The organism is Hydrogenophaga sp. FW305-3-2-15-A-LB1, assembly GCF_058787875.1.
In genome coordinates this window covers 12,508-30,892 of record NZ_JBYTAE010000079.1, presented here as the reverse complement: position 1 = coordinate 30,892, position 18,385 = coordinate 12,508, and the positions used below count along the sequence as shown (strand labels likewise).

The window sequence follows — 18,385 nt, the reverse complement described above, 5'->3', positions numbered from 1 at the left end:
GGGCTGGGCCATGGATCACATTGTCAGGGGGGAGGGTGGTGCATTGCACCATGGCCGGGTGACATCGGGCCCGGTCTGGGACAATCGGCGTTTGTTTTTGCGTTCGCATGTCCACCCCCACCCTTGAGCCCTCTTCCGCCGACACCGGCGCATCCGCCGCGCCGGTGGCCGGCCCGCTGGCGCGCGAGGCGATCGCGCTGGCCGCGTTCGACCACGTGGTGGCGCACGCGCCGGGTTACCGCGCGCGGCCGGGCCAGCGCGAGATGGCGGCCCACATCGCGCACACGCTCTCGGGTGTGACCCTGGGCGACGGCGCGGTGGCGAGCGACGCGGCGCTGCCCGCGCGCGGCATCGCGGTGGTGCAGGCGGGCACCGGCGTGGGCAAATCGGCGGCCTACGCGTCCACGGTGATTCCGCTCGCGCTGGCGCAGCAGAAGCGCGTGATCATCAGCACCGCCACGGTGGCGCTGCAGGAACAGCTGATCGCCAAGGACCTGCCCGCGCTGGCCGCCACGCTGCCGCAGCCCTTCAGCTTCGCGCTGGCCAAGGGGCGCGGGCGCTACGTGTGCCGCCTCAAACTGGACCAGCTCAGCGGGGGCGACGCGGCGAGCGCCGACCTGTTCGAAAGCGACGATGGGGGTGGCGACACCAGCGCGGCCGGCATGGCGGCGCAGGCCGTGGCCTCGGCCGCCGCCGCGGCGCGCTGGCAGGAGCGCGGCGTGCAGTACACCGCCTGGGCCAACGCGCTGGACGGCGGCAGCTGGGACGGTGACCGCGACCGGCTGGACGACCCGCCCGACGGCAGCCTGTGGGCGCCCGTGGCCGCCGAGCGCCACACCTGCACCGCGCGCCACTGCCCCAGCTACAACAGCTGCAGTTACTACCAGGCGCGCGCCAAACTGGCGCAGGCGCAGGTGATCGTCGTCAACCACGACCTGCTGCTCTCCACCCTGGGCCTGCACGCGTTGCCCGCGCCGCAGGACTGCTACCTCGTGTTCGACGAGGCCCATCACCTGGGCTCGGTGGCGCAGGGGCAGTTCACCGCCTCCATGGACCTGATGCGAGGCCACTGGCTGGACAAGCTGCCGCGCGCGGTGGACGAAGTGGCCACGGCGATCGACCACAAGCCCACCATCGATGTGGCCGCGTTCACCAAGGAACTCAAGAGCGCGCAGACCGAGCTGGCGCGGCTCGCGATGCAGCGCATCGGCTCGCTGCCGGCCTGGCTGGACCTCACCGGCCGGTCCGCCGGCCGCTCGCCCGCGCGCGCGGGTGGCGGTTCTTTCAACGACGCCGGCGCGCCGGTGGTGGACCGTTTCGACGGCGGCGTGCTGCCGGCGGAGTGGCTGGAGGTGGTGGGCAAGCTGCACGCCAACGCCAGCAGCCTGCTGAAGGTGTTCGAGGCGCTGGCCACCCAGCTCAAGGCCAATGCGCGCGAGAACCCGGGCGACGCGGCGCGCTGCGCCAAGCTCTACAGCCGCCTGGGCGTGCTCGCGCCGCGCCTGCAGAGCGCGCAGGAAACCGCCAGCTACTGGCAGCAGGCGGCGGGCGACGGGCAGCCGCCCCTGGCCAAGTGGCTGGAGGCCGGCGTGAGCCACGGCCTGGTCACGCTGACCGCGCACGCCTGCCCATTGCAGCCCGGCAGCCTGCTGCGCAACCACTTGTGGAACCAGGTGCGCGCGGCGGTGGTCACCTCGGCCTCGCTCACCACCTGCGGCAGCTTCGATCACTTCCTGCACGAGTCCGGCCTGGCCTGGGACGGCGCGGTGGCCGCGCGCGAGGTGCAGAGCCCGTTCGACCACGCGCGCCAGGGCCGTCTGGTGGTGGTGCAGACCACGGCCGACCCCAAGGACGTGGACGGCTACACGCGCGAGATGCTGGCCCTGCTGATGGCCGACCTGCGCGAGGTCGAGCGCGGCGCGCTGGTGCTGTTCACCTCGCGCGCGCAGATGCGCCAGGCACAGAGCCTGTTGGAGCGCGGCGAACACGGCGCGCTGCGCGACCGCGTGCTGGTGCAGGGCGAGGCCTCGCGCACCGTGCTGCTGCGCCGCCACGCCGAGCGCGTGGCCGAGGGCAAGCCCTCGGTGCTGTTCGGCCTGCAGTCCTTCGGCGAGGGGCTGGACCTGCCCGGCGAGTTGTGCGAATGGGTGTTCATCACCAAGCTGCCCTTCGCCTCGCCGAGCGACCCGGTGGGCCAGGCACGCGCCGACTGGCTCAAGAGCCAGGGCCGCGACCCGTTCAGCGAACTCGTGGTGCCCGCCACCGGCGCGCGCCTGCTGCAATGGACCGGGCGCGCGCTGCGCACCGAGGCCGACGAGGCGGTGGTCGTTTGTTACGATGCCCGCTTGCTGCGCCAGTCCTACGGACGGCGCATGCTCAAGGGCCTGCCGCCCTACCGGCTGCAGCGCCGCGTGGACGGCGTGCTGACCGAAGCCTGACCTTCCTCACAGAAAGCCCCGCGCATGATCTTCTCCGCCCTCAAACTCATCCACGTGCTGGCCGTCATCCTGTGGGTGGGCGGCATGGCCTTCGCGCACTTCTTTCTGCGCCCCTCGGTGCAGGCGCTGGAGCCGCCGGTGCGCCTGCGCCTGCTGCAGGCCGTGATGAAGCGCTTCTTCTCGGTGGTGCTGTGGGCCTCTCTGGTGGTGCTGGCCACGGGCCTGTGGATGATCGGCCGCACGGCCAAGGAAACGGTGCAGGCCGGCCTGGCCTTCAACATGCCGCTGGACTGGACCATCATGGCCACGCTGGGCATCGTGATGATCCTGATCTTCGGCCACATCCGCTTCGCGCTGTTCAAGCGCCTCACGCGCGCCGTGGCCGCGAGCGACTGGCCCGCGGCTGGCGCGGCCATGGCGTCCATCCGCAGCTGGGTGTTCGTCAACCTGTGCATCGGCGTCGTGATCGTCTGTGTGACGCTGCTGATGGGCTGAACGCCTCCGCCGCGCCGTCATGAGCGTGCCTTCCATGGGGATCTTCCAACGAGGTGGGTGGATGATGGCGTTGCTGACTGCCCTGCTCCAGGGCTGTGCCCTGCCTCCGCTGGAAGGGCGCACCGAATCCCGGGCCCTGGCGCCGGCCGAGGCCGCCGCCACGGCGCTGGGCCGTGTGCTGAGCGCTGACGCGCAGGCCCATCCCGGCGAGTCCGGCATCCTGCCGCTGGCCGATGCGCTGGAGTCGTTCGCGGCGCGCGTGCTGCTGGTGCGCGCGGCCGAGCGCACGCTGGACGTGCAGTACTACATCTGGCGCGACGACATCACCGGCAACCTCTTGCTCAACGCGCTGCGCGAGGCGGCCGACCGCGGCGTGCGCGTGCGCCTGCTGCTGGACGACAACGGCGTGGCCATGGACGGCAAGCTGCTCGCGCTGGACCGGCACCCGGCCATCGAGGTGCGGCTGTTCAACCCGTTCTCCATCCGCCAGCCCAAGGCGCTGGGCTACCTCACGCACTTCAGCCGCGCCAACCGGCGCATGCACAACAAGGCGCTGGTCGCCGACAGCCAGGCCGCCATCATGGGCGGGCGCAACGTGGGCGACGAGTACTTCGGCGCCACCGATGGCGTGCTGTTCGCCGATCTCGACGTGCTGGCCACCGGGGCGGTGGTGCCCGAGCTGTCGGCCGACTTCGACCGCTACTGGGCCAGCGCCTCGGCCTACCCGATCGACCGCATCGTCCCGGCCGGGACGGTGGTGGCGGCACCGGACGCCGCGGTGCAGGCCGAGCGCGATCCGCGCGCCACGCGCTACCTGCAGGCCCTGCGCGAGTCGCGCTTCGTGACCGACCTGCTCACGGGGGGCATCGTGCCCCAGTGGGCGCGCGTGGAGATGGTCAGCGACGATCCCCGCAAAGGCCTGGGGCTGGCCGAGAAGGAGGGGCTGGTGACCCACCAGCTGGCCCAGGTGCTGGCGCGCCCGCCGGTGCGCTCGCTGGATCTGATCTCGCCGTACTTCGTGCCCACCGCGGCGGGCGTGGCGGTCTTCGAGCGCCTGGCGGCCAGGGGCGTGCGCGTGCGCATCCTGACGAACGCGCTGGAGGCGACCGACGTGTCGGCCGTGCACTCGGGTTACGCGCGCTACCGCCAGGACCTGCTGCGCGGCGGCATCGAGCTGTATGAGATGCGCCGCAGCGCGGTGGTGATGGGCCGCTCGGGCGTGTTTGGCAGTTCGGGCTCCAGCCTGCACGCCAAGACCTTCGCGCTCGACGGCGAGCGCGTGTTCGTGGGGTCGATGAATTTCGATCCGCGCTCGGCGCACCTGAACACCGAGCTGGGGTTCATCATCGACAGCCCGGCCATGGCGCGCGCGGTCGCCGAGGCCTTCGACCGCGAGGTACCGGCCACGGCGTACGCGGTGCGGCTCGATGAGCGGGGCGATCTGGTGTGGATCGAACGCCGCGATGGCCAGGAGATCCGCCACACCCGCGAGCCGGGCAGCTCGCTGGGGCAACGCGCCTGGATCGGCCTGCTGTCGGTGCTGCCGATCGAGTGGCTGCTCTAGCTCGCCGGTGACGGTGGCCGGTTGCCCAGCAGCCGGTGCCACAGGCCGGGCAGCGCGGTGGCGAGGTCCGGGCGAGAGCCGTTCAGGGTGGGGCGGTGGCCCCCGTTGTCCCGCTCGGTGTCGGTGCCCAGGTCGAAGCGGAAGGTGTAGTGCGGCTCCTGGCCCATGCGCAGGTCGGTCACGAACAGATGGCCCTCGGTGGCCGACACGCTGTAGAAGCCGTGGGTGAAGGCCGCCATGCGCGCGAGGTAGGGCTCGTTGCGGTGTTGCGCGATCAGGTCCGCGCCGCGCTCATGCACCGTCCAGGTGATCCGCGGGCTGTCGTCCAGCAGCGAGTAGAAGCCCTCGCGGTACTCGGTGGGTGTGGTGGCCACCAGCCGCCAGAGCACGGTGTTGAACGGCGAGGGCGTGACCAGCAGGTGCTCGGCCGCGATGCCATCGGCCTGCAGGGACGCCTGCGCCACCCGCGTGACGTGCTGCTGCGCGCCCACGCTCCAGCCCAGGTAGAGCGTGCTGAGCACCAACCCGGCGGTGTTCCACGCCAGGCCGCGCGCGGACTTCAGCCGCAGCGCCGCGACCACGCCCACGATCAGCGGCAGGGTGTAGGCCAGGTCGATGATGAAGACACTGCCCACGGCGAATGGGTAGTCGCTGAACGGCTGCAGCAGCTGTGTGCCGTAGACCGTCATGGTGTCGAGCAGCGGGTGGGTGATGAGCACCAGCCACATGGCCAGCCACCAGCGCGTGAACAGCGCGGCCTCGCGGTGCACGCGCGAGACGATCCAGGCGAGCACCGGCGCGGCCAGCGTGAGCACGAAGAGCGCATGGCTCTCGGCGCGGTGGCGCGTCATGTTGAGGATGGCGTCGCCGTGGTTGATGAAGGCGTCGAGGTCGGGCAGGGTGCCGCCGATGGCGCCCCACAGCGCGGCCTTCCACGCGGCGGTGCGCCGGCCCATCACGGCCACGCCCACGGCCGAGCCGAGGGCAATCTGGGTCAATGAATCCATGCGGCGAGCTTAGCCGCCCGGCCTCAAGCCTGCACGGCGATGGGGAAGGTGGCGCGCAGGCCGTCGCTGCCGGGGGTGAAGGGCACGGTGACCGCGGCGCGGGCCTCTTCGTTCATGCGCCGCCAGAGGCCGTCGCGCTCGTTGCCGGGGTCGCCCGCCACGTACAGCTGGGTGGTAAGCAATTCCTGCCGGTCCAGCCGCACCTTCACATGGATGTGCGGCGTGCGGCCGGTGTAGGGCACGGGTTTGAGGGTGCGGAAGCGGTAGCGCCCGTCGCGGCCCACCGTGACCTGGCCGAAGCCCTGGAACGCCGGGTCGGCCTTGCCGCCGTCGCCGGGGTGGTGGTAGCGGCCTTCGTGGTCGCACTGCCAGATCTCCACCACCGCGCCCGCCACCGGCACGCCGGCAAGGTCGGTCACCGTGCCGTCGACCCAGGTCGGCTGGCCCTTGCTGTAGACCGCCTTGCCGTTCCTGAGCAGGTCGGCATCGCTGTCGGCCGGCAGCGTGACCGGGTAGAACGGGCCTTCGGTCTGGCTCGGCGTGGGGCGCAGGGGCTTCGGCTGGGCGATCGCGGGCGACAGCCAGGCCGGTGCGGCCACGGCGGCGGCGCTGGCGATGAGAAGGCGGCGGCGGAGGGGATGGGTGCTCATGCAAGTCTCCAAAGACGGCAGTCTGATTGGAAGATCCGTCCGGGCGCAAGTTCCGCGGGCCAGAACACCGCGGAACTGGCTTTGCCAGGCCGCTGGTGTTGCCCCCTGGGGGGTGACGCCGTAGGTAGGCGGCGCGGGGGGTTACTTCGTGCTCATCCAGGCGAGCAGCGAGGCTCGCATGGCTTCCTCGACCGACATCTCGATCGGCGTGGTCCAGCTGCGTGGCACGAACACGGTGTAGCCGCCGATCATGTAGCCCATGGGCAGGTAGACCGCCACGTGGTCCAGCTCGGCCAGCCCGGGCGGCAGGCCGGCCATGTTCTGGCGCGTCACCAGGCCGACGATGGTCATCTCGTTGTCCGGCATCTTCAGCATCACCACCTGCTGCTGGGCGTCCTTCTTGTTGGGCGCGAAGTAGTCGGCGAAGCTCTTGAGCGAGGAATAGATGCTTTTGACAACCGGCAGGTTGGTGAACGGCAGCTCCACCCAGGAGAGCATGCGCGCCGTCACGGGCTGGGAGATCAGGAAACCCAGGCCGAAGATCATGGCCGCGCCGATCACGATGCCCAGGCCAGGCAGGTAGAAGTCGCCGACCAGCGGTCGGATCGCCCACATGGCGATGGTTTCCACCCAGACGATGAACAGGTACAGCACGTAGACCGTGAGCGCCACCGGCAGGAAGGTGATCAGGCCGCGGAAGAAGTACTGGTAGATCGGTTTCACACGCGGGAGCATACCGCGAGGTGGCTTGCAAACCGCCAGAATGCCCCCATCTGCCCGCTGTTTGCCCCATGCCGGGTGGCATGCCTGGTGTTCGCGCCAGTTCAGGAACTCCCTCGGGGCCAGGAGGCTCTCTCATCCATGAATGGACTCTTCGACTTCTTTGGCCGCGTGCTGCGTGGCGTGATCCGGCTGGCGCTGGCCCTGGCCGCCCTGGTCTTCGTGCTCAGCCTGCTGCTGGCGTCCCTGGTGGTGGTGGTCGGCGTCTCGCTCTGGTCGCTGGTGACCGGCCGCAAGCCCGCTCCGGCGGTGGTGTTCAGCCGTTTTCGCCAGACCTCGCAGCGCTACACCCAGGGCGTGTGGCCAGGTGGCACGGGCGGCGTGCGCCGGCCCATGGGCGATGTGGTGGATGTCGAGGCCACCGAGGTGCCCGACGCACCGCCCCCGGCGCGCGAACCGGGGTCCCGATCGGGCCCCGACCACACGGCGCGCGTGATCTACTGATCGGCCCGCCGGGCCAGCGCGGCCTCGTACAGGGCGTTGCGGGGCTGGCCGGTGATCTCCGCGCACAGGCGCACGGCGGTCTTCAGCGGCAGTTCGGCCAGCAGCAGGTCCAGCGTGCGCAGCGCCGCCGCGTCCACCGCGCCGGCTTCGACCGCCTCGGCCGTCAGCGGGTGCACCATCAACACGAACTCGCCGCGCGTGCGGTGCGCGCCGGCCTGCAGCCAGCCGGGCAGGGCCTCGGCGGGCATGGGCGCGATCTCCTCGAACTGCTTGGTCAGCTCGCGCCCCACGGTCAGGGTCCGTGGGCCCAGGGTGGCCAGGTCCTTGGCCAAAGCCTCGATGCGGTGCGGCGCCTCCAGCAGCACGCAGGCGCGCGCATCGGCGCCGATCTGCTGCACCTCGCGCTGGCGCTCGGCCGCCTTGGGCGAGAGAAAGCCAGCGAACACGAAACGACCGTCCCAGCCGCTGTGCCCGGCCACGCTGAGCAGCGCGGTGATGCTGCTGGCGCCCGGGATCGGCAGGCAGCGCAGGCCGGCGCCGGCCACGGCCGCGGCCAGGCGCGCGCCCGGGTCGCTCACCCCGGGTGTGCCGGCGTCGCTCACGTAGGCGATGCGCTGGCCTTCCTGCAGGCGGTGCACCACGGTCTGCGCGGCCTCGGCCTCGTTGTGTTCGTGCAGCGCCAGCAGCGGCTTGTGCAGGCCGTAGCTCTGCAGCAGCGCGGCGGTGTGGCGCGTGTCCTCGCAGGCCACGGTGTCCACGAGCGAGAGCACCTGCAGCGCGCGCAACCCGATGTCGGCCAGGTTGCCGATGGGGGTGGCGACCATGTAGAGCGCGCCCTGCGGATAATGCTGGTGCCCCGCCGCGTCGCGGGCGGCGGCCAACAGGGATGGAGTGCTTGCAGACAATGTGGACATCCAGAAAACAGGCGGCGCCCTCGGGGAGCGGCGCGGCGAAACAGACCACCAAGGACCGGGGCGACGCCGCGGAGGATGCGGCCCTGGTCCACCTGCGGCGCCATGGCCTGGCGCTGGTGCGGCGCAACTTCAGGACCCCGGGCCGGGGCGGTGGCGAAGTCGATTTGATTATGCGCGAGCCCGATGGCACGCTGGTCTTCGTCGAGGTGCGCCAGCGCGCCAGCCAGCGCCAGGGTGGGGCCGGCGCCAGCATCACCGGGGTGAAACAACGCCGCATCGTGTTCGCGGCGCGGCACTTTTTGCTGCGGCTCGGCTCAGAGCCTGCATGCCGCTTCGATGTGGTGCTGATCGATGGCGCGTTCGACGCGCCGACGCCGGTGCGCATCGAGTGGCTGCGCGCCGCCTTCGATGCCTCCGTGGCATTCTGAGCAAATGGATACACCCCTCACCGCTATGATCGCGCCATGCTTCTGCAACGCATCCAGCAACAGTTCATCGACAGCGCCGACCTGAAGTACCAGTGCGCCCAGTCCCTGGCACCGATGGTGGAGTCGGCCATCGCGGCCGTGCTGGCCAGCGTCACGGGCGGCGGCAAGGTGCTGGCCTGCGGCAATGGCGCTTCGGCCGCGGCCGCGCAGCACTTCGCGGCCAGCTTCGTGGGCCGCTACGAACGCGAGCGGCCCGAGCTGGCGGCGTTTTCGCTCTCGTCCGACGCGGCGGTGCTCACCGGCATCGCCAACGATTTCGATGCCCGCGCGGTGTTCGCCCGCCAGGTGCGCGCGCTCGGCCAGGCCGGTGATGTGCTGCTGGCGCTGTCCACCAGTGGCAATTCGGCCAACGTGCTGGCGGCGGTGGAGGCCGCGCACGAGCGCGAAATGGTCGTGGTGGCGCTCACCGGCGCGCGCGGCGGCCGCCTCTCGATGCAACTGCGCGACACCGACGTGCACCTGTGCGTGCCGCACGAGCTGCCGGCCCGCATCCTCGAAGTGCATCACCTCGTGCTGCACTGCATTTGCGACGGCGTGGACGCCCAGCTGCTGGGCCTGCCCGACGAGTCCAACACCCCTATGGAGAGTGCCTCATGAGCCAGATCAAGAACACCCCTTCCTTCCATCGCATCGCCGCCGCCGCGCTCGCCGTGGCCGCCCTGGGCGCCACGCTGAGCGCCTGCGCGCCCCTGGTGGTGGGCGGCGCGGCCGTGACCGCGCTGGTGGCGGTGGACCGCCGCACCTCGGGCGCGCAGCTCGACGACCAGGGCATCGAGCTGAGGGCGTCCAACCGCCTGAAGGACGAGCTGGGCGACGCGCACGCGCGCTACAACCTCTCCAGCTACAACCGCCGCGTGCTGATCACCGGCGAGGCCTCCAGCGAGGCGATCAAGACCAAGGTCACGCAGATCGTGTCCGGCGTGGAGAACGTGCGCGAGGTCATCAACGAGCTGGGCGTGACCAACAGCCCCTCGCTCAAGGAGCGCGCGAGCGACACGCTGATCACCGGCCGGGTGAAGGCCTCGCTGGTGGACGCCAAGGACCTCTCGGCCAGCGCCTTCAAGGTGCTGACCGAGCGTGGCACGGTGTACCTGATGGGCCGTGTGACGCAGCGCGAAGCCGACCGCGCCACCGACATCGCGCGCAACACGCAGAACGTGTCGCGCGTGGTGCGCGTGTTCGAAATCATCTCCGAGCAGGAACTCGCCAACATCGGCGCCGCCAAGCAGCCGGCGCCCACCAACCCTGCGAAGTAAGCAAACAGCGGCGCCAGCGGTAGCGCCATCCAGAACACGGCGGAACCGGCTTCGCCGGGCCGCACGTGTTGCCCCCTGGGGGGTGACGCCGAAGGCGGCGCGGGGGGAACCTACCTCAAGCGTTTGATGAGGCTGGAGGTGTCGAAGCGCTGGCCGCCCATGGCCTGCACGTCGGCGTAGAACTGGTCCACCAGCGCGGTGACCGGCAGGCGCGCGCCGTTGCGCTTGGCTTCGTCCAGCACCAGGCCCAGGTCCTTGCGCATCCAGTCCACGGCAAAGCCGAAGTCGAACTTGTCGGCCACCATGGTCTTGCCCCGGTTGTCCATCTGCCAGCTCTGGGCCGCGCCCTTGCCGATCACGTCCAGCACCTGGGTCATGTCCAAGCCGGCCTTCTGACCGAAGGCGATCGCTTCGGACAGGCCTTGCACCAGGCCGGCGATGCAGATCTGGTTGACCATCTTGGTGAGCTGGCCGGCGCCGCTCTCGCCCATGCGGGTGAAGGCGCGCGAGAAGGCCATGGCCACCGGCCTGGCGGCGTCGAACGCGGCCGCCTCACCGCCGCACATCACGGTCAGGGCGCCGTTCTGCGCGCCCGCCTGGCCACCCGAGACGGGGGCATCCACGAAAGCGATGCCCAATGCCTTGCCCGCGCCATGCAGCTCGCGCGCCACGTCGGCCGAGGCGGTGGTGTGGTCCACGAACACGGCGCCGGGCGACATGCCGGCGAAAGCGCCGTCGGCACCGAGCACGATGGAGCGCAGGTCGTCGTCGTTGCCCACGCAGGCGAACACGATGTCGGCGCCCTGGGCCGCCTCGCGCGGCGTCGGTTTGTGCGCCCCGCCGAACTCGGCCACCCAAGCGGCCGCCTTCGCGCTGGAGCGGTTGTAGACCGTCACAGCGTGGCCGGCGCGCGCCAAGTGCCCGGCCATGGGGTACCCCATGACACCCAGGCCGATGAAGGCGACCTTGCGCGCAGGGGTGGATTCGTAGGTGCGTTCGGCGATGCTGGTCATGTGAAGAAGCTTCCAATACAAGAAATGTCGCGGAACCGGCTTTGCCGGGCCGCAGACATTGTCCCCTTGAGGGGGTGACGCGCGCCAGCGCGGCGCGGGGGGGTCAAACTATGGTGAGGTGCTCGGTGCCCGCCGCCAGGTCCAGCGACTTGGCGCGCTGGCTGTTGAGCTTGATCTGCAGCCGCAGGTCGTTGAGCGAATCGGCGTTGCGCAGCGCGTCTTCGAGCGTGATGAGGTTGGCCTCGAAGGCGTTGAACAGCGCCTGGTCGAAGGTCTGCATGCCCATCTGGGTGCTCTTCTTCATGATCTCCTTGATCTCGGCGACATCGCCCTTGAAGATCAGGTCGGAGATCAGCGGCGAGTTCAGCATGATCTCCACCGCCGCGTGCCGGCCCTTGTTGTCCTGGCGCGGCACCAGGCGCTGGGAGACCAGCGCGCGCAGGTTCAGCGACAGGTCCATCAGCAGCTGGGCACGGCGCTCTTCGGGGAAGAAGTTGATGATGCGGTCCAGCGCCTGGTTGGCGCTGTTGGCGTGCAGCGTGGCCAGGCACAGGTGGCCGGTCTCGGAGAACTGGATCGCGTGCTCCATGGCTTCGCGGTCGCGGATCTCGCCCATCAGGATCACATCGGGCGCCTGGCGCAGCGTGTTCTTCAGCGCGGCCTCCCAGCTGTCGGTGTCCAGGCCCACTTCGCGCTGCGTCACCACGCAGTTCTTGTGCGGGTGCACGAACTCGATCGGGTCTTCCACCGTGATGATGTGGCCGTGCGTGTTCTCGTTGCGCCAGTCCACCATGGCCGCGAGCGAGGTGGACTTGCCCGAGCCGGTCGCGCCGACCAGGATGCACAGGCCGCGCTTGGAGAGCGCCACGTCCTTGAGCACCTGGGGCAGGCCGAGCTTGTCGATGGTGGGCAGCACGGCGGGAATCGTGCGCAGCACCATGCCGACCTTGCCCTGCTGGATGAAGGCGTTGACGCGGAAGCGCCCGATGGCCGGCGGCGAGATCGCGAAGTTGCACTCCTTGGTGCGCTCGAATTCGGCGGCCTGCTTGTCGTTCATGATGGCGCGCGCCAGCGCCAGCGTGTGCGTGGCGTTCAGGGGTTGCGGCGACACCTTGACGACCGAGCCGTCGACCTTGATCGCTGGCGGAAAATCGGCGGTCAGGAACAGGTCGCTGCCCGAGCGGCTGAGCATGAGGCGCAGCAGGTCGTTGATGAATTTGGATGCCTGGTCGCGTTCCATGAGAGTGTCCTTTGATCAGCAGCGACGGCCGCCGCGCAGGGCCGCCCCAAGCAAGGCCAGCCCCCTTGGGGGGCAGCGACCCGCGCAGCGGTGGAGCGTGGGTGTCGTCATTTCAGCCCGGGAAGTTCTCGGGGATCTTCGCCTTGCCGCGTGCTTCCGCCGGGCTGATCACATTGCGCTTGACCAGCTCCGAGAGGTTCTGGTCCAGCGTCTGCATGCCCACGCTGTTGCCGGTCTGGATGGCCGAATACATTTGCGCCACCTTGGCCTCGCGGATCAGGTTGCGGATCGCGCTGGTGCCCAGCATGATCTCGTGCGCCGCGACACGGCCCGAGCCGTCCTTGGTCTTGCACAGCGTCTGCGAAATCACCGCCACCAGCGATTCGGAGAGCATCGCGCGCACCATGTCTTTCTCTTCGGCCGGGAACACGTCGATGATGCGGTCGATGGTCTTGGCCGCGCTGGAGGTGTGCAGCGTGCCGAACACCAGGTGGCCGGTCTCGGCGGCGGTCATCGCCAGGCGGATGGTTTCGAGGTCGCGCATTTCGCCGACCAGGATCGCGTCCGGGTCTTCGCGCAGCGCCGAGCGCAGCGCGTTCGAAAAACTCAGCGTGTGCGGGCCCACCTCGCGCTGGTTGACCAGGCACTTCTTGGACTCGTGCACGAACTCCACCGGGTCTTCCACCGTGAGGATGTGGCCGTACTCGGTTTCATTGAGGTGGTTGACCATGCCGGCGAGCGTGGTGGACTTGCCCGAGCCGGTGGGCCCGGTCACCAGCACCAGGCCGCGCGGGCGCAGCGCGAGGTCGCCGAAGATCTTGGGTGCGTTGAGTTGCTCCAGCGTGAGGATCTTGCTCGGGATGGTGCGGAACACCGCGCCAGCGCCGCGGTTGTGGTTGAAGGCGTTGACGCGGAAGCGGGCCAGGCCTTCGATCTCGAACGAGAAGTCGCACTCCAGGAACTCTTCGTACTGCTTGCGCTGGCTGTCGTTCATGATGTCGTACACCATGCCGTGGACCTGCTTGTGGTCCAGCGGTTCGACGTTGATGCGTCGCACATCACCATGCACCCGTATCATGGGTGGAAGACCGGCCGAGAGATGAAGATCGGATGCTTTGTTCTTGACGCTGAAAGCCAGCAGTTGGGTGATATCCATCCCGGGGTCCCGTGCGGTGTTGAGGTATGACGGCAGATTATGACGACCATTGAACGCAATCTCCAAGGGCTGAAAGAGCGCATTTCGCGTGCTTGTTCACATGCCGGACGCCCCGTGGAGGCGGTGGTTTTGCTCGCGGTTTCCAAGACCTTCGGACCGGACGCCGTTCGTCAGGCGCAGGCCGCCGGTCAGCGGTGTTTTGGCGAAAACTACGTGCAGGAAGGCGTCGAGAAGATCCTCGCGCTGCGCGAGTCGGCTGTTGCGCCGACGCCAACGCAATGGCACTGCATCGGCCCGCTGCAAAGCAACAAGACCCGTTTGGTGGCCGCGCATTTCGACTGGGTGCAATCGGTGGACCGGCTCAAGATCGCCGAGCGCCTCAGTGAACAGCGCCCCGAAGGGCTGCCGCCCTTGCAGGTGTGCCTGCAGGTGAATGTGGACGGTGGCCTCACGAAGGCGGGCGTGGCGCCGGCCGAACTGCGCGAACTGGCGCAGGCGGTGGCGCGCTTGCCGAACCTGCGCCTGCGCGGCCTGATGTGCATCCCCGAACCGGCCGAGACCTTCGAAGCCCAGCGCGCGGTGTTCCTGCAGGTGAAGGAGTTGTTTGATCAACTCAATGGCGCGGGCTTGGCACTCGACACGCTGTCCATGGGCATGAGCGATGACCTCGAGGCCGCCATCGCCGCCGGCTCGACCATGGTGCGCGTGGGGCGCGCCGTGTTCGGCGGCCGCCCCGCCAAGCTCACTTCCTTGGCTTGACCGTCCCGCAGTCGGCCGACAGCCACTTGCCCTGGCCGTCCATGGTCATGGTCTGGGGCTTGCCCTGGTGCGTGGTGTTCATCACCATCTTCACGGTGTAGGCGGCGTCGCCGCTGAAGGTGTAGGTGCCTTCGCCCGAGGACGGGGGCTTCTTGCAGACGAAACTCATCTTGAGCGCGGTGGCGCTGCGCGAGGTGACGGTGTTGGTGCAGTCGCCATCGCCTTGCATCGGCATGTCCTGCCGCGCGGCCATCTCGGGCGTGATGCAGACCTTCATGGCCATGCCGCCGCCCGAGCCCGGCGTGGGCATGGCCTTGCCCTGTCTGGCCAGCATGTCCTCCATCTGCTTGCGTTGCGCGGGCGGCATGCTGGCCATCTGCTGCTGCATCTGCGCCATGGCCTGGTCCATCTGGGCACTGCCACCGACCTTCTGGGTCATCTCCCACAGGCCGGGTTTGATGCTCTGGGCGTGCGCGGTGGTGGCGGCCAGCGTGACGCCCAGCAACAGGGGGGTGATGGTGGTGTGGTGCATGGCGGCTCCCATGGGTGAGAGTGCCATTGTGCGGCGCCGGGTGGGCGTGTCAACGGCGGCGTCAATGGATCACAAGGGCAGCCGCGAGCTGTTCTTCACCTCTTCCATCACCGCGTAGGTTCGCGTCTCGCGCACGCCGGGCAGCTGCCACAACACGCTGCCGGCGAAGTCGCGGTAGGCGGCCATGTCCGCCATGCGGGTCTTGAGCAGGTAGTCGAAACCGCCGGCGACCATGTGGCATTCCATGATCTCGTCGCGCACCTGCACGGCGGCCTTGAATTCGTTGAACACGTTGGGCGTGGTGCGGTCGAGCAGCACCTCGACGAAGACCATCATGCCCCGCCCGAGCTTGAGCGGGTTCAGCCGCGCCTCGTAGCCCAGGATGTAGCCGTCGCGCTGCAGGCGCTGGGTGCGCGCGAGCACGGCGGTGGGTGACAGGGCCACCGCCTCGGCCAGCTTGAGGTTGGTCAGCCGGCCGTCGGCCTGCAGGAGCTGCAGGATCTTCAGGTCGATGCGATCGGGTTCCTGGGTGTCGGACATGGTGGTGAATTATCCGGTTGGAGCTGATATTTTTGGTGAAAAACTCGGCTGATTCGGCGGCACCATGCGTGAATTCACCGATTGCCCGCCTTTCTGGAGTGTTCCAATGCCCCGTGCCCAAGACCGCCTGCCGTTCCCTTACCGCCCCGAAGCCGGCGTTCTCGCCCAGCGCCTGAGCGCCTTGCGCGGTGCCCTGGATTGGGTAGCCGCCGCGGACCATGCGGCGCCCTGGGTGCGCGCGGTGCGCGAGAACCCGCCGCCGTTCTGGGCCATGGAGAGCCTGCTCAAGGAGTACCCGATCTCCAGCGCCGAGGGCCTGGCCCTGATGCGACTGGCCGAGGCGCTGCTGCGCGTGCCCGACGCCGAGACCGCGATCGCCCTCACCGCCGACCAGCTGGGCCGAGCCGACTTCGATGGCGCGGCCGACTCGACGCTGGCGCGCCTCTCGTCCACGGCGATCGCCATGTCCAAGCATTTCCTGCCGCAGGCGGGCAGCGAGCCCGGTCTGATGGCCAAGCTGGGCGCCAAGACCGTGGTGGCCGCGACGCTGCGCGCGGTGCAGTTGCTGGGCCGCCAGTTCGTGTTGGGGCAGACCATCGAGGAGGGCATGAAGGAGGCCGCCTCGGCGCGCAGGCGCCAGGCCAACCTGCGCTTCAGCTTCGACATGTTGGGCGAGGGCGCCCGCACCGACGAAGACGCCCTGCGCTACCTCGCGAGCTACCGCAACGCCATCGCGGCGATCGCGCGCAGCGCCGACCCGGCGCGGCACCCGGGCCAGAACGACGGCATCTCGATCAAGCTCAGCGCCTTGCACCCGCGCTACGAGGACGCGCAACACGACCGCGTGATGCGCGAGCTCGTGCCGCGCGTGTGGTCGCTGTGCGAGGCGGCGGCCGCCGCCAGCCTCAACCTCACCATCGACGCGGAAGAGGTGGACCGGCTCGAACTCTCGCTGGCCGTGTTCGAGGCCCTGGCGACCCGGGTGGCGCAACACTGCCCCCAATGGCAGGGTTTCGGCCTGGCCTTGCAGGCCTACCAGACGCGGGCGGTCGAGCTGATCGAGCACGTGGCGGGCCTGGCGCGGCAGCACCGGTTGAAGTTCATGTGCCGCCTGGTCAAGGGCGCGTACTGGGACGCCGAGATCAAGCGCGCGCAGGAGCTGGGCCTGCCGGCCTACCCGGTGTTCACGCAGAAGCCGCATACCGACGTGAGCTACCTGGCCTGCGCGCGGGCCCTGTTCGCGGCGCACGACGCGATCCACCCGCAGTTCGCCACGCACAACGCGGGCACCATCGCGGCCATCCTGCAGATGGCGGCGAAGCAGGGCACGCCGTTCGAGTTGCAGCGCCTGCACGGCATGGGCGAAGGCATTTACCGCGAGGTGTTGAAGAACCCGGCCGTCTCGTGCCGCGTCTACGCCCCGGTGGGCGCGCACCGCGACCTGTTGGCCTACCTGGTGCGCCGCCTGCTGGAGAACGGCGCGAACTCGTCGTTCGTGCACCAGCTGGCCGACGAGTCGGTGGGCATGGACGAGCTGCTGGTGTCGCCGCTGGCACAGTCCCGGCCCGAGGCCCTCGCGTCCACGCTGCCCTTGCCGCCCGACCTGTACGGCCCGGCGCGCCCCAACAGCCAGGGGCTGGACCTCGCGGTGGTCGCGCACCGCGAGCCGCTGCTGGCCGCGCACGCGGCGCTGGTGGTGCCTGCGGTGGCCGAGGCCCGCGCCGCCGACGCGCCGGCCGCCGTGAATGCCGCCGTGCGGGCCTTTGCCGGCTGGAACCACACGCCGCTGGCCGAGCGCGCGGCCACGCTGCGCCGCGCGGCCGACGCCATGCAGCAGCAGATGCCGCGGCTGTGCGCGCTGCTGGTGAAGGAAGCGCACAAGGGCTGGAACGACGCGGTCTCCGAGGTGCGCGAGGCGATCGATTTCCTGCGCTATTACGCGAACGACGCCGAGCGCGTGATGGCACCGCAGGCCCTGCCCGGGCCCACCGGCGAGAGCAACACGCTGCGCCTGGAAGGGCGCGGCGCCTGGGTCTGCATCAGCCCCTGGAATTTCCCGCTGGCGATCTTCACCGGCCAGGTGGCGGCGGCGCTGGTCACGGGCAACACCGTGTTGGCCAAGCCGGCCGAGCAGACCCCCGCCATCGCGCTCGAAGCGGTGAAGCTGCTGCACGCGGCGGGCGTGCCTACCGACGCGCTGCAGTTGCTGCACGGCCCGGGCGATACCGTGGGCGCGGCGCTGGTGGCGCAGCCCGGCGTGGCCGGCGTGGTGTTCACCGGCTCGACGCAGGTGGCCAAGCTGATCCAGCGCGCGCTCGCCGCGAAGGACGGCCCCATCGTGCCGCTGATCGCCGAGACCGGTGGCATCAACGCCATGCTGGTGGACAGCACGGCCCTGCCCGAGCAGGTGGCCGATGCCGTGGTGCAGAGCGCGTTCCGCAGCGCGGGCCAGCGCTGTTCGGCGCTGCGCCTGTTGTGCGTGCACGAGGCCGTGGCCGATGGCGTGATCGCGATGATCCAGGGCGCGGCGAGCGAGCTGGTGGCGGGCGACCCGGCCGATCTGGCCACCGACCTGGGGCCGGTGATCGACGCCGAAGCCTTCGAGGGCATCGGCCGCCATCTGCAGCGCCTGAATGCCCAGGCCCGGCCGCTGCTCGACGCGAACCGCTCGCCGGCCCTGCCTCAGCTGGTCGCGCCGCGCATGTACGAGGTGGGTGGCATCGCCGAGGTGGCGCAGGAGATCTTCGGCCCGGTGCTGCAGGTGGTGCGCTGGGGCGGCGACCCGATGGGCGTCATCCAGCAGATCAACGCGCTGGGCTACGGCCTCACGCTGGGCATCCAGACCCGCATCGACAGCCGGGCGCTGGCGCTGGCCGGCGCGGCGCGCGTGGGCAACGTCTACGTGAACCGCAACATGATCGGCGCTGTCGTGGGCGTGCAGCCCTTCGGGGGCGAAGGCCTCAGCGGCACCGGGCCCAAGGCGGGCGGTCCGCACTACCTGCAGCGCTTCTGCGCCGAGCAGACGCTCACCATCAACACCACGGCGGCCGGGGGCAACGTGGCGCTGTTCACCGGGTAACCATCCGACACGTTTCGACACCCGGCGGGT

Annotated in this window: 18 protein-coding genes; 9 read left to right on the top strand and 9 right to left on the bottom strand. The window is 69.8% G+C overall.

Annotation, left to right across the window (positions count from 1 at the left end):
* Positions 1-107 precede the first annotated feature (107 nt).
* From dinG to AC3WPZ_RS21825, 3 genes are all read left to right on the top strand, one after another.
* Complete coding sequence (gene dinG / locus AC3WPZ_RS21835) at positions 108-2,438, top strand: ATP-dependent DNA helicase DinG (protein WP_492441516.1); 2,331 nt, start codon at positions 108-110, stop codon at positions 2,436-2,438.
* Positions 2,439-2,462: 24 nt separating this feature from the next.
* The gene (locus AC3WPZ_RS21830) at positions 2,463-2,933 is read left to right on the top strand and encodes a CopD family protein (protein ID WP_382153490.1); all 471 of its coding nucleotides are present in this window, start codon (positions 2,463-2,465) and stop codon (positions 2,931-2,933) included.
* Positions 2,934-2,994: 61 nt separating this feature from the next.
* Positions 2,995-4,497, top strand: a complete 1,503-nt coding sequence (locus AC3WPZ_RS21825) for a phospholipase D family protein (RefSeq protein WP_492441513.1) — start codon at positions 2,995-2,997, stop codon at positions 4,495-4,497.
* Here the strand turns inward: AC3WPZ_RS21825 and AC3WPZ_RS21820 are convergent.
* From AC3WPZ_RS21820 to AC3WPZ_RS21810, 3 genes are all read right to left on the bottom strand, one after another.
* Entirely contained in the window at positions 4,494-5,504 is a 1,011-nt protein-coding gene (locus AC3WPZ_RS21820) for a metal-dependent hydrolase (RefSeq protein WP_492441512.1), read from the bottom strand. The genes AC3WPZ_RS21825 and AC3WPZ_RS21820 overlap by 4 nt on opposite strands.
* 23 nt (positions 5,505-5,527) lie before the next feature.
* Positions 5,528-6,154 carry a dioxygenase family protein gene (locus AC3WPZ_RS21815; protein WP_492441510.1) on the bottom strand — a complete coding sequence of 209 codons (627 nt, stop codon included), beginning with the start codon at positions 6,152-6,154 and terminating at the stop codon, positions 5,528-5,530.
* A gap of 141 nt (positions 6,155-6,295) precedes the next feature.
* Entirely contained in the window at positions 6,296-6,889 is a 594-nt protein-coding gene (locus AC3WPZ_RS21810) for a DUF502 domain-containing protein (protein ID WP_492441508.1), read from the bottom strand.
* A gap of 126 nt (positions 6,890-7,015) precedes the next feature.
* On the opposite strand from AC3WPZ_RS21810, the gene AC3WPZ_RS21805 reads away from it, so the two are divergent.
* Complete coding sequence (locus AC3WPZ_RS21805; RefSeq protein ID WP_492441506.1) at positions 7,016-7,378, top strand: hypothetical protein; 363 nt, start codon at positions 7,016-7,018, stop codon at positions 7,376-7,378.
* Here AC3WPZ_RS21805 and rsmI read toward each other — a convergent pair.
* Complete coding sequence (rsmI, locus tag AC3WPZ_RS21800; protein WP_492441504.1) at positions 7,372-8,292, bottom strand: 16S rRNA (cytidine(1402)-2'-O)-methyltransferase; 921 nt, start codon at positions 8,290-8,292, stop codon at positions 7,372-7,374. The two genes, AC3WPZ_RS21805 and rsmI, sit on opposite strands and share 7 nt — an antisense overlap.
* Here rsmI and AC3WPZ_RS21795 point away from each other — a divergent pair.
* From AC3WPZ_RS21795 to AC3WPZ_RS21785, 3 genes are read left to right on the top strand one after another with little or no spacing between them, the layout of a single operon-like run.
* Positions 8,283-8,720: a YraN family protein gene (locus AC3WPZ_RS21795; RefSeq protein ID WP_382163836.1), complete on the top strand. Its 438-nt coding sequence runs from the start codon at positions 8,283-8,285 to the stop codon at positions 8,718-8,720. The two genes, rsmI and AC3WPZ_RS21795, sit on opposite strands and share 10 nt — an antisense overlap.
* Positions 8,721-8,756: 36 nt before the next feature.
* Positions 8,757-9,377 (top strand): SIS domain-containing protein, encoded by a 621-nt coding sequence (locus AC3WPZ_RS21790; protein ID WP_291120132.1) that lies wholly within the window; start codon positions 8,757-8,759, stop codon positions 9,375-9,377.
* The gene (locus AC3WPZ_RS21785) at positions 9,374-10,036 is read left to right on the top strand and encodes a BON domain-containing protein (protein ID WP_382153509.1); all 663 of its coding nucleotides are present in this window, start codon (positions 9,374-9,376) and stop codon (positions 10,034-10,036) included. The genes AC3WPZ_RS21790 and AC3WPZ_RS21785 overlap by 4 nt, the downstream gene beginning before the upstream one ends.
* 110 nt (positions 10,037-10,146) lie before the next feature.
* Here AC3WPZ_RS21785 and AC3WPZ_RS21780 read toward each other — a convergent pair whose 3' ends face one another.
* The 3 genes from AC3WPZ_RS21780 to AC3WPZ_RS21770 form a co-directional block, all read right to left on the bottom strand.
* Complete coding sequence (locus AC3WPZ_RS21780; RefSeq protein ID WP_492441501.1) at positions 10,147-11,049, bottom strand: NAD(P)-dependent oxidoreductase; 903 nt, start codon at positions 11,047-11,049, stop codon at positions 10,147-10,149.
* 103 nt (positions 11,050-11,152) lie between these two features.
* Positions 11,153-12,289 (bottom strand): PilT/PilU family type 4a pilus ATPase, encoded by a 1,137-nt coding sequence (locus AC3WPZ_RS21775; RefSeq protein WP_291120124.1) that lies wholly within the window; start codon positions 12,287-12,289, stop codon positions 11,153-11,155.
* Positions 12,290-12,401: 112 nt separating this feature from the next.
* Positions 12,402-13,445 carry a type IV pilus twitching motility protein PilT gene (locus AC3WPZ_RS21770; RefSeq protein WP_291121788.1) on the bottom strand — a complete coding sequence of 348 codons (1,044 nt, stop codon included), beginning with the start codon at positions 13,443-13,445 and terminating at the stop codon, positions 12,402-12,404.
* Between the two features lie 39 nt (positions 13,446-13,484).
* Here AC3WPZ_RS21770 and AC3WPZ_RS21765 point away from each other — a divergent pair, with 39 nt between their 5' ends.
* Positions 13,485-14,204: a YggS family pyridoxal phosphate-dependent enzyme gene (locus AC3WPZ_RS21765; RefSeq protein WP_492441499.1), complete on the top strand. Its 720-nt coding sequence runs from the start codon at positions 13,485-13,487 to the stop codon at positions 14,202-14,204.
* Here the strand turns inward: AC3WPZ_RS21765 and AC3WPZ_RS21760 are convergent.
* Entirely contained in the window at positions 14,188-14,736 is a 549-nt protein-coding gene (locus tag AC3WPZ_RS21760; protein ID WP_492441497.1) for a DUF3617 domain-containing protein, read from the bottom strand. The two genes, AC3WPZ_RS21765 and AC3WPZ_RS21760, sit on opposite strands and share 17 nt — an antisense overlap.
* Before the next feature lie 69 nt (positions 14,737-14,805).
* A complete protein-coding gene (locus tag AC3WPZ_RS21755) occupies positions 14,806-15,276 on the bottom strand; it encodes an Lrp/AsnC ligand binding domain-containing protein (RefSeq protein ID WP_297395587.1) in 471 nt (156 codons plus the stop codon).
* A gap of 106 nt (positions 15,277-15,382) precedes the next feature.
* On the opposite strand from AC3WPZ_RS21755, the gene AC3WPZ_RS21750 reads away from it, so the two are divergent.
* On the top strand, positions 15,383-18,355 hold the full coding sequence (locus tag AC3WPZ_RS21750; protein WP_492441495.1) for an L-glutamate gamma-semialdehyde dehydrogenase: 2,973 nt from the start codon (positions 15,383-15,385) through the stop codon (positions 18,353-18,355).
* Positions 18,356-18,385 lie beyond the last annotated feature (30 nt).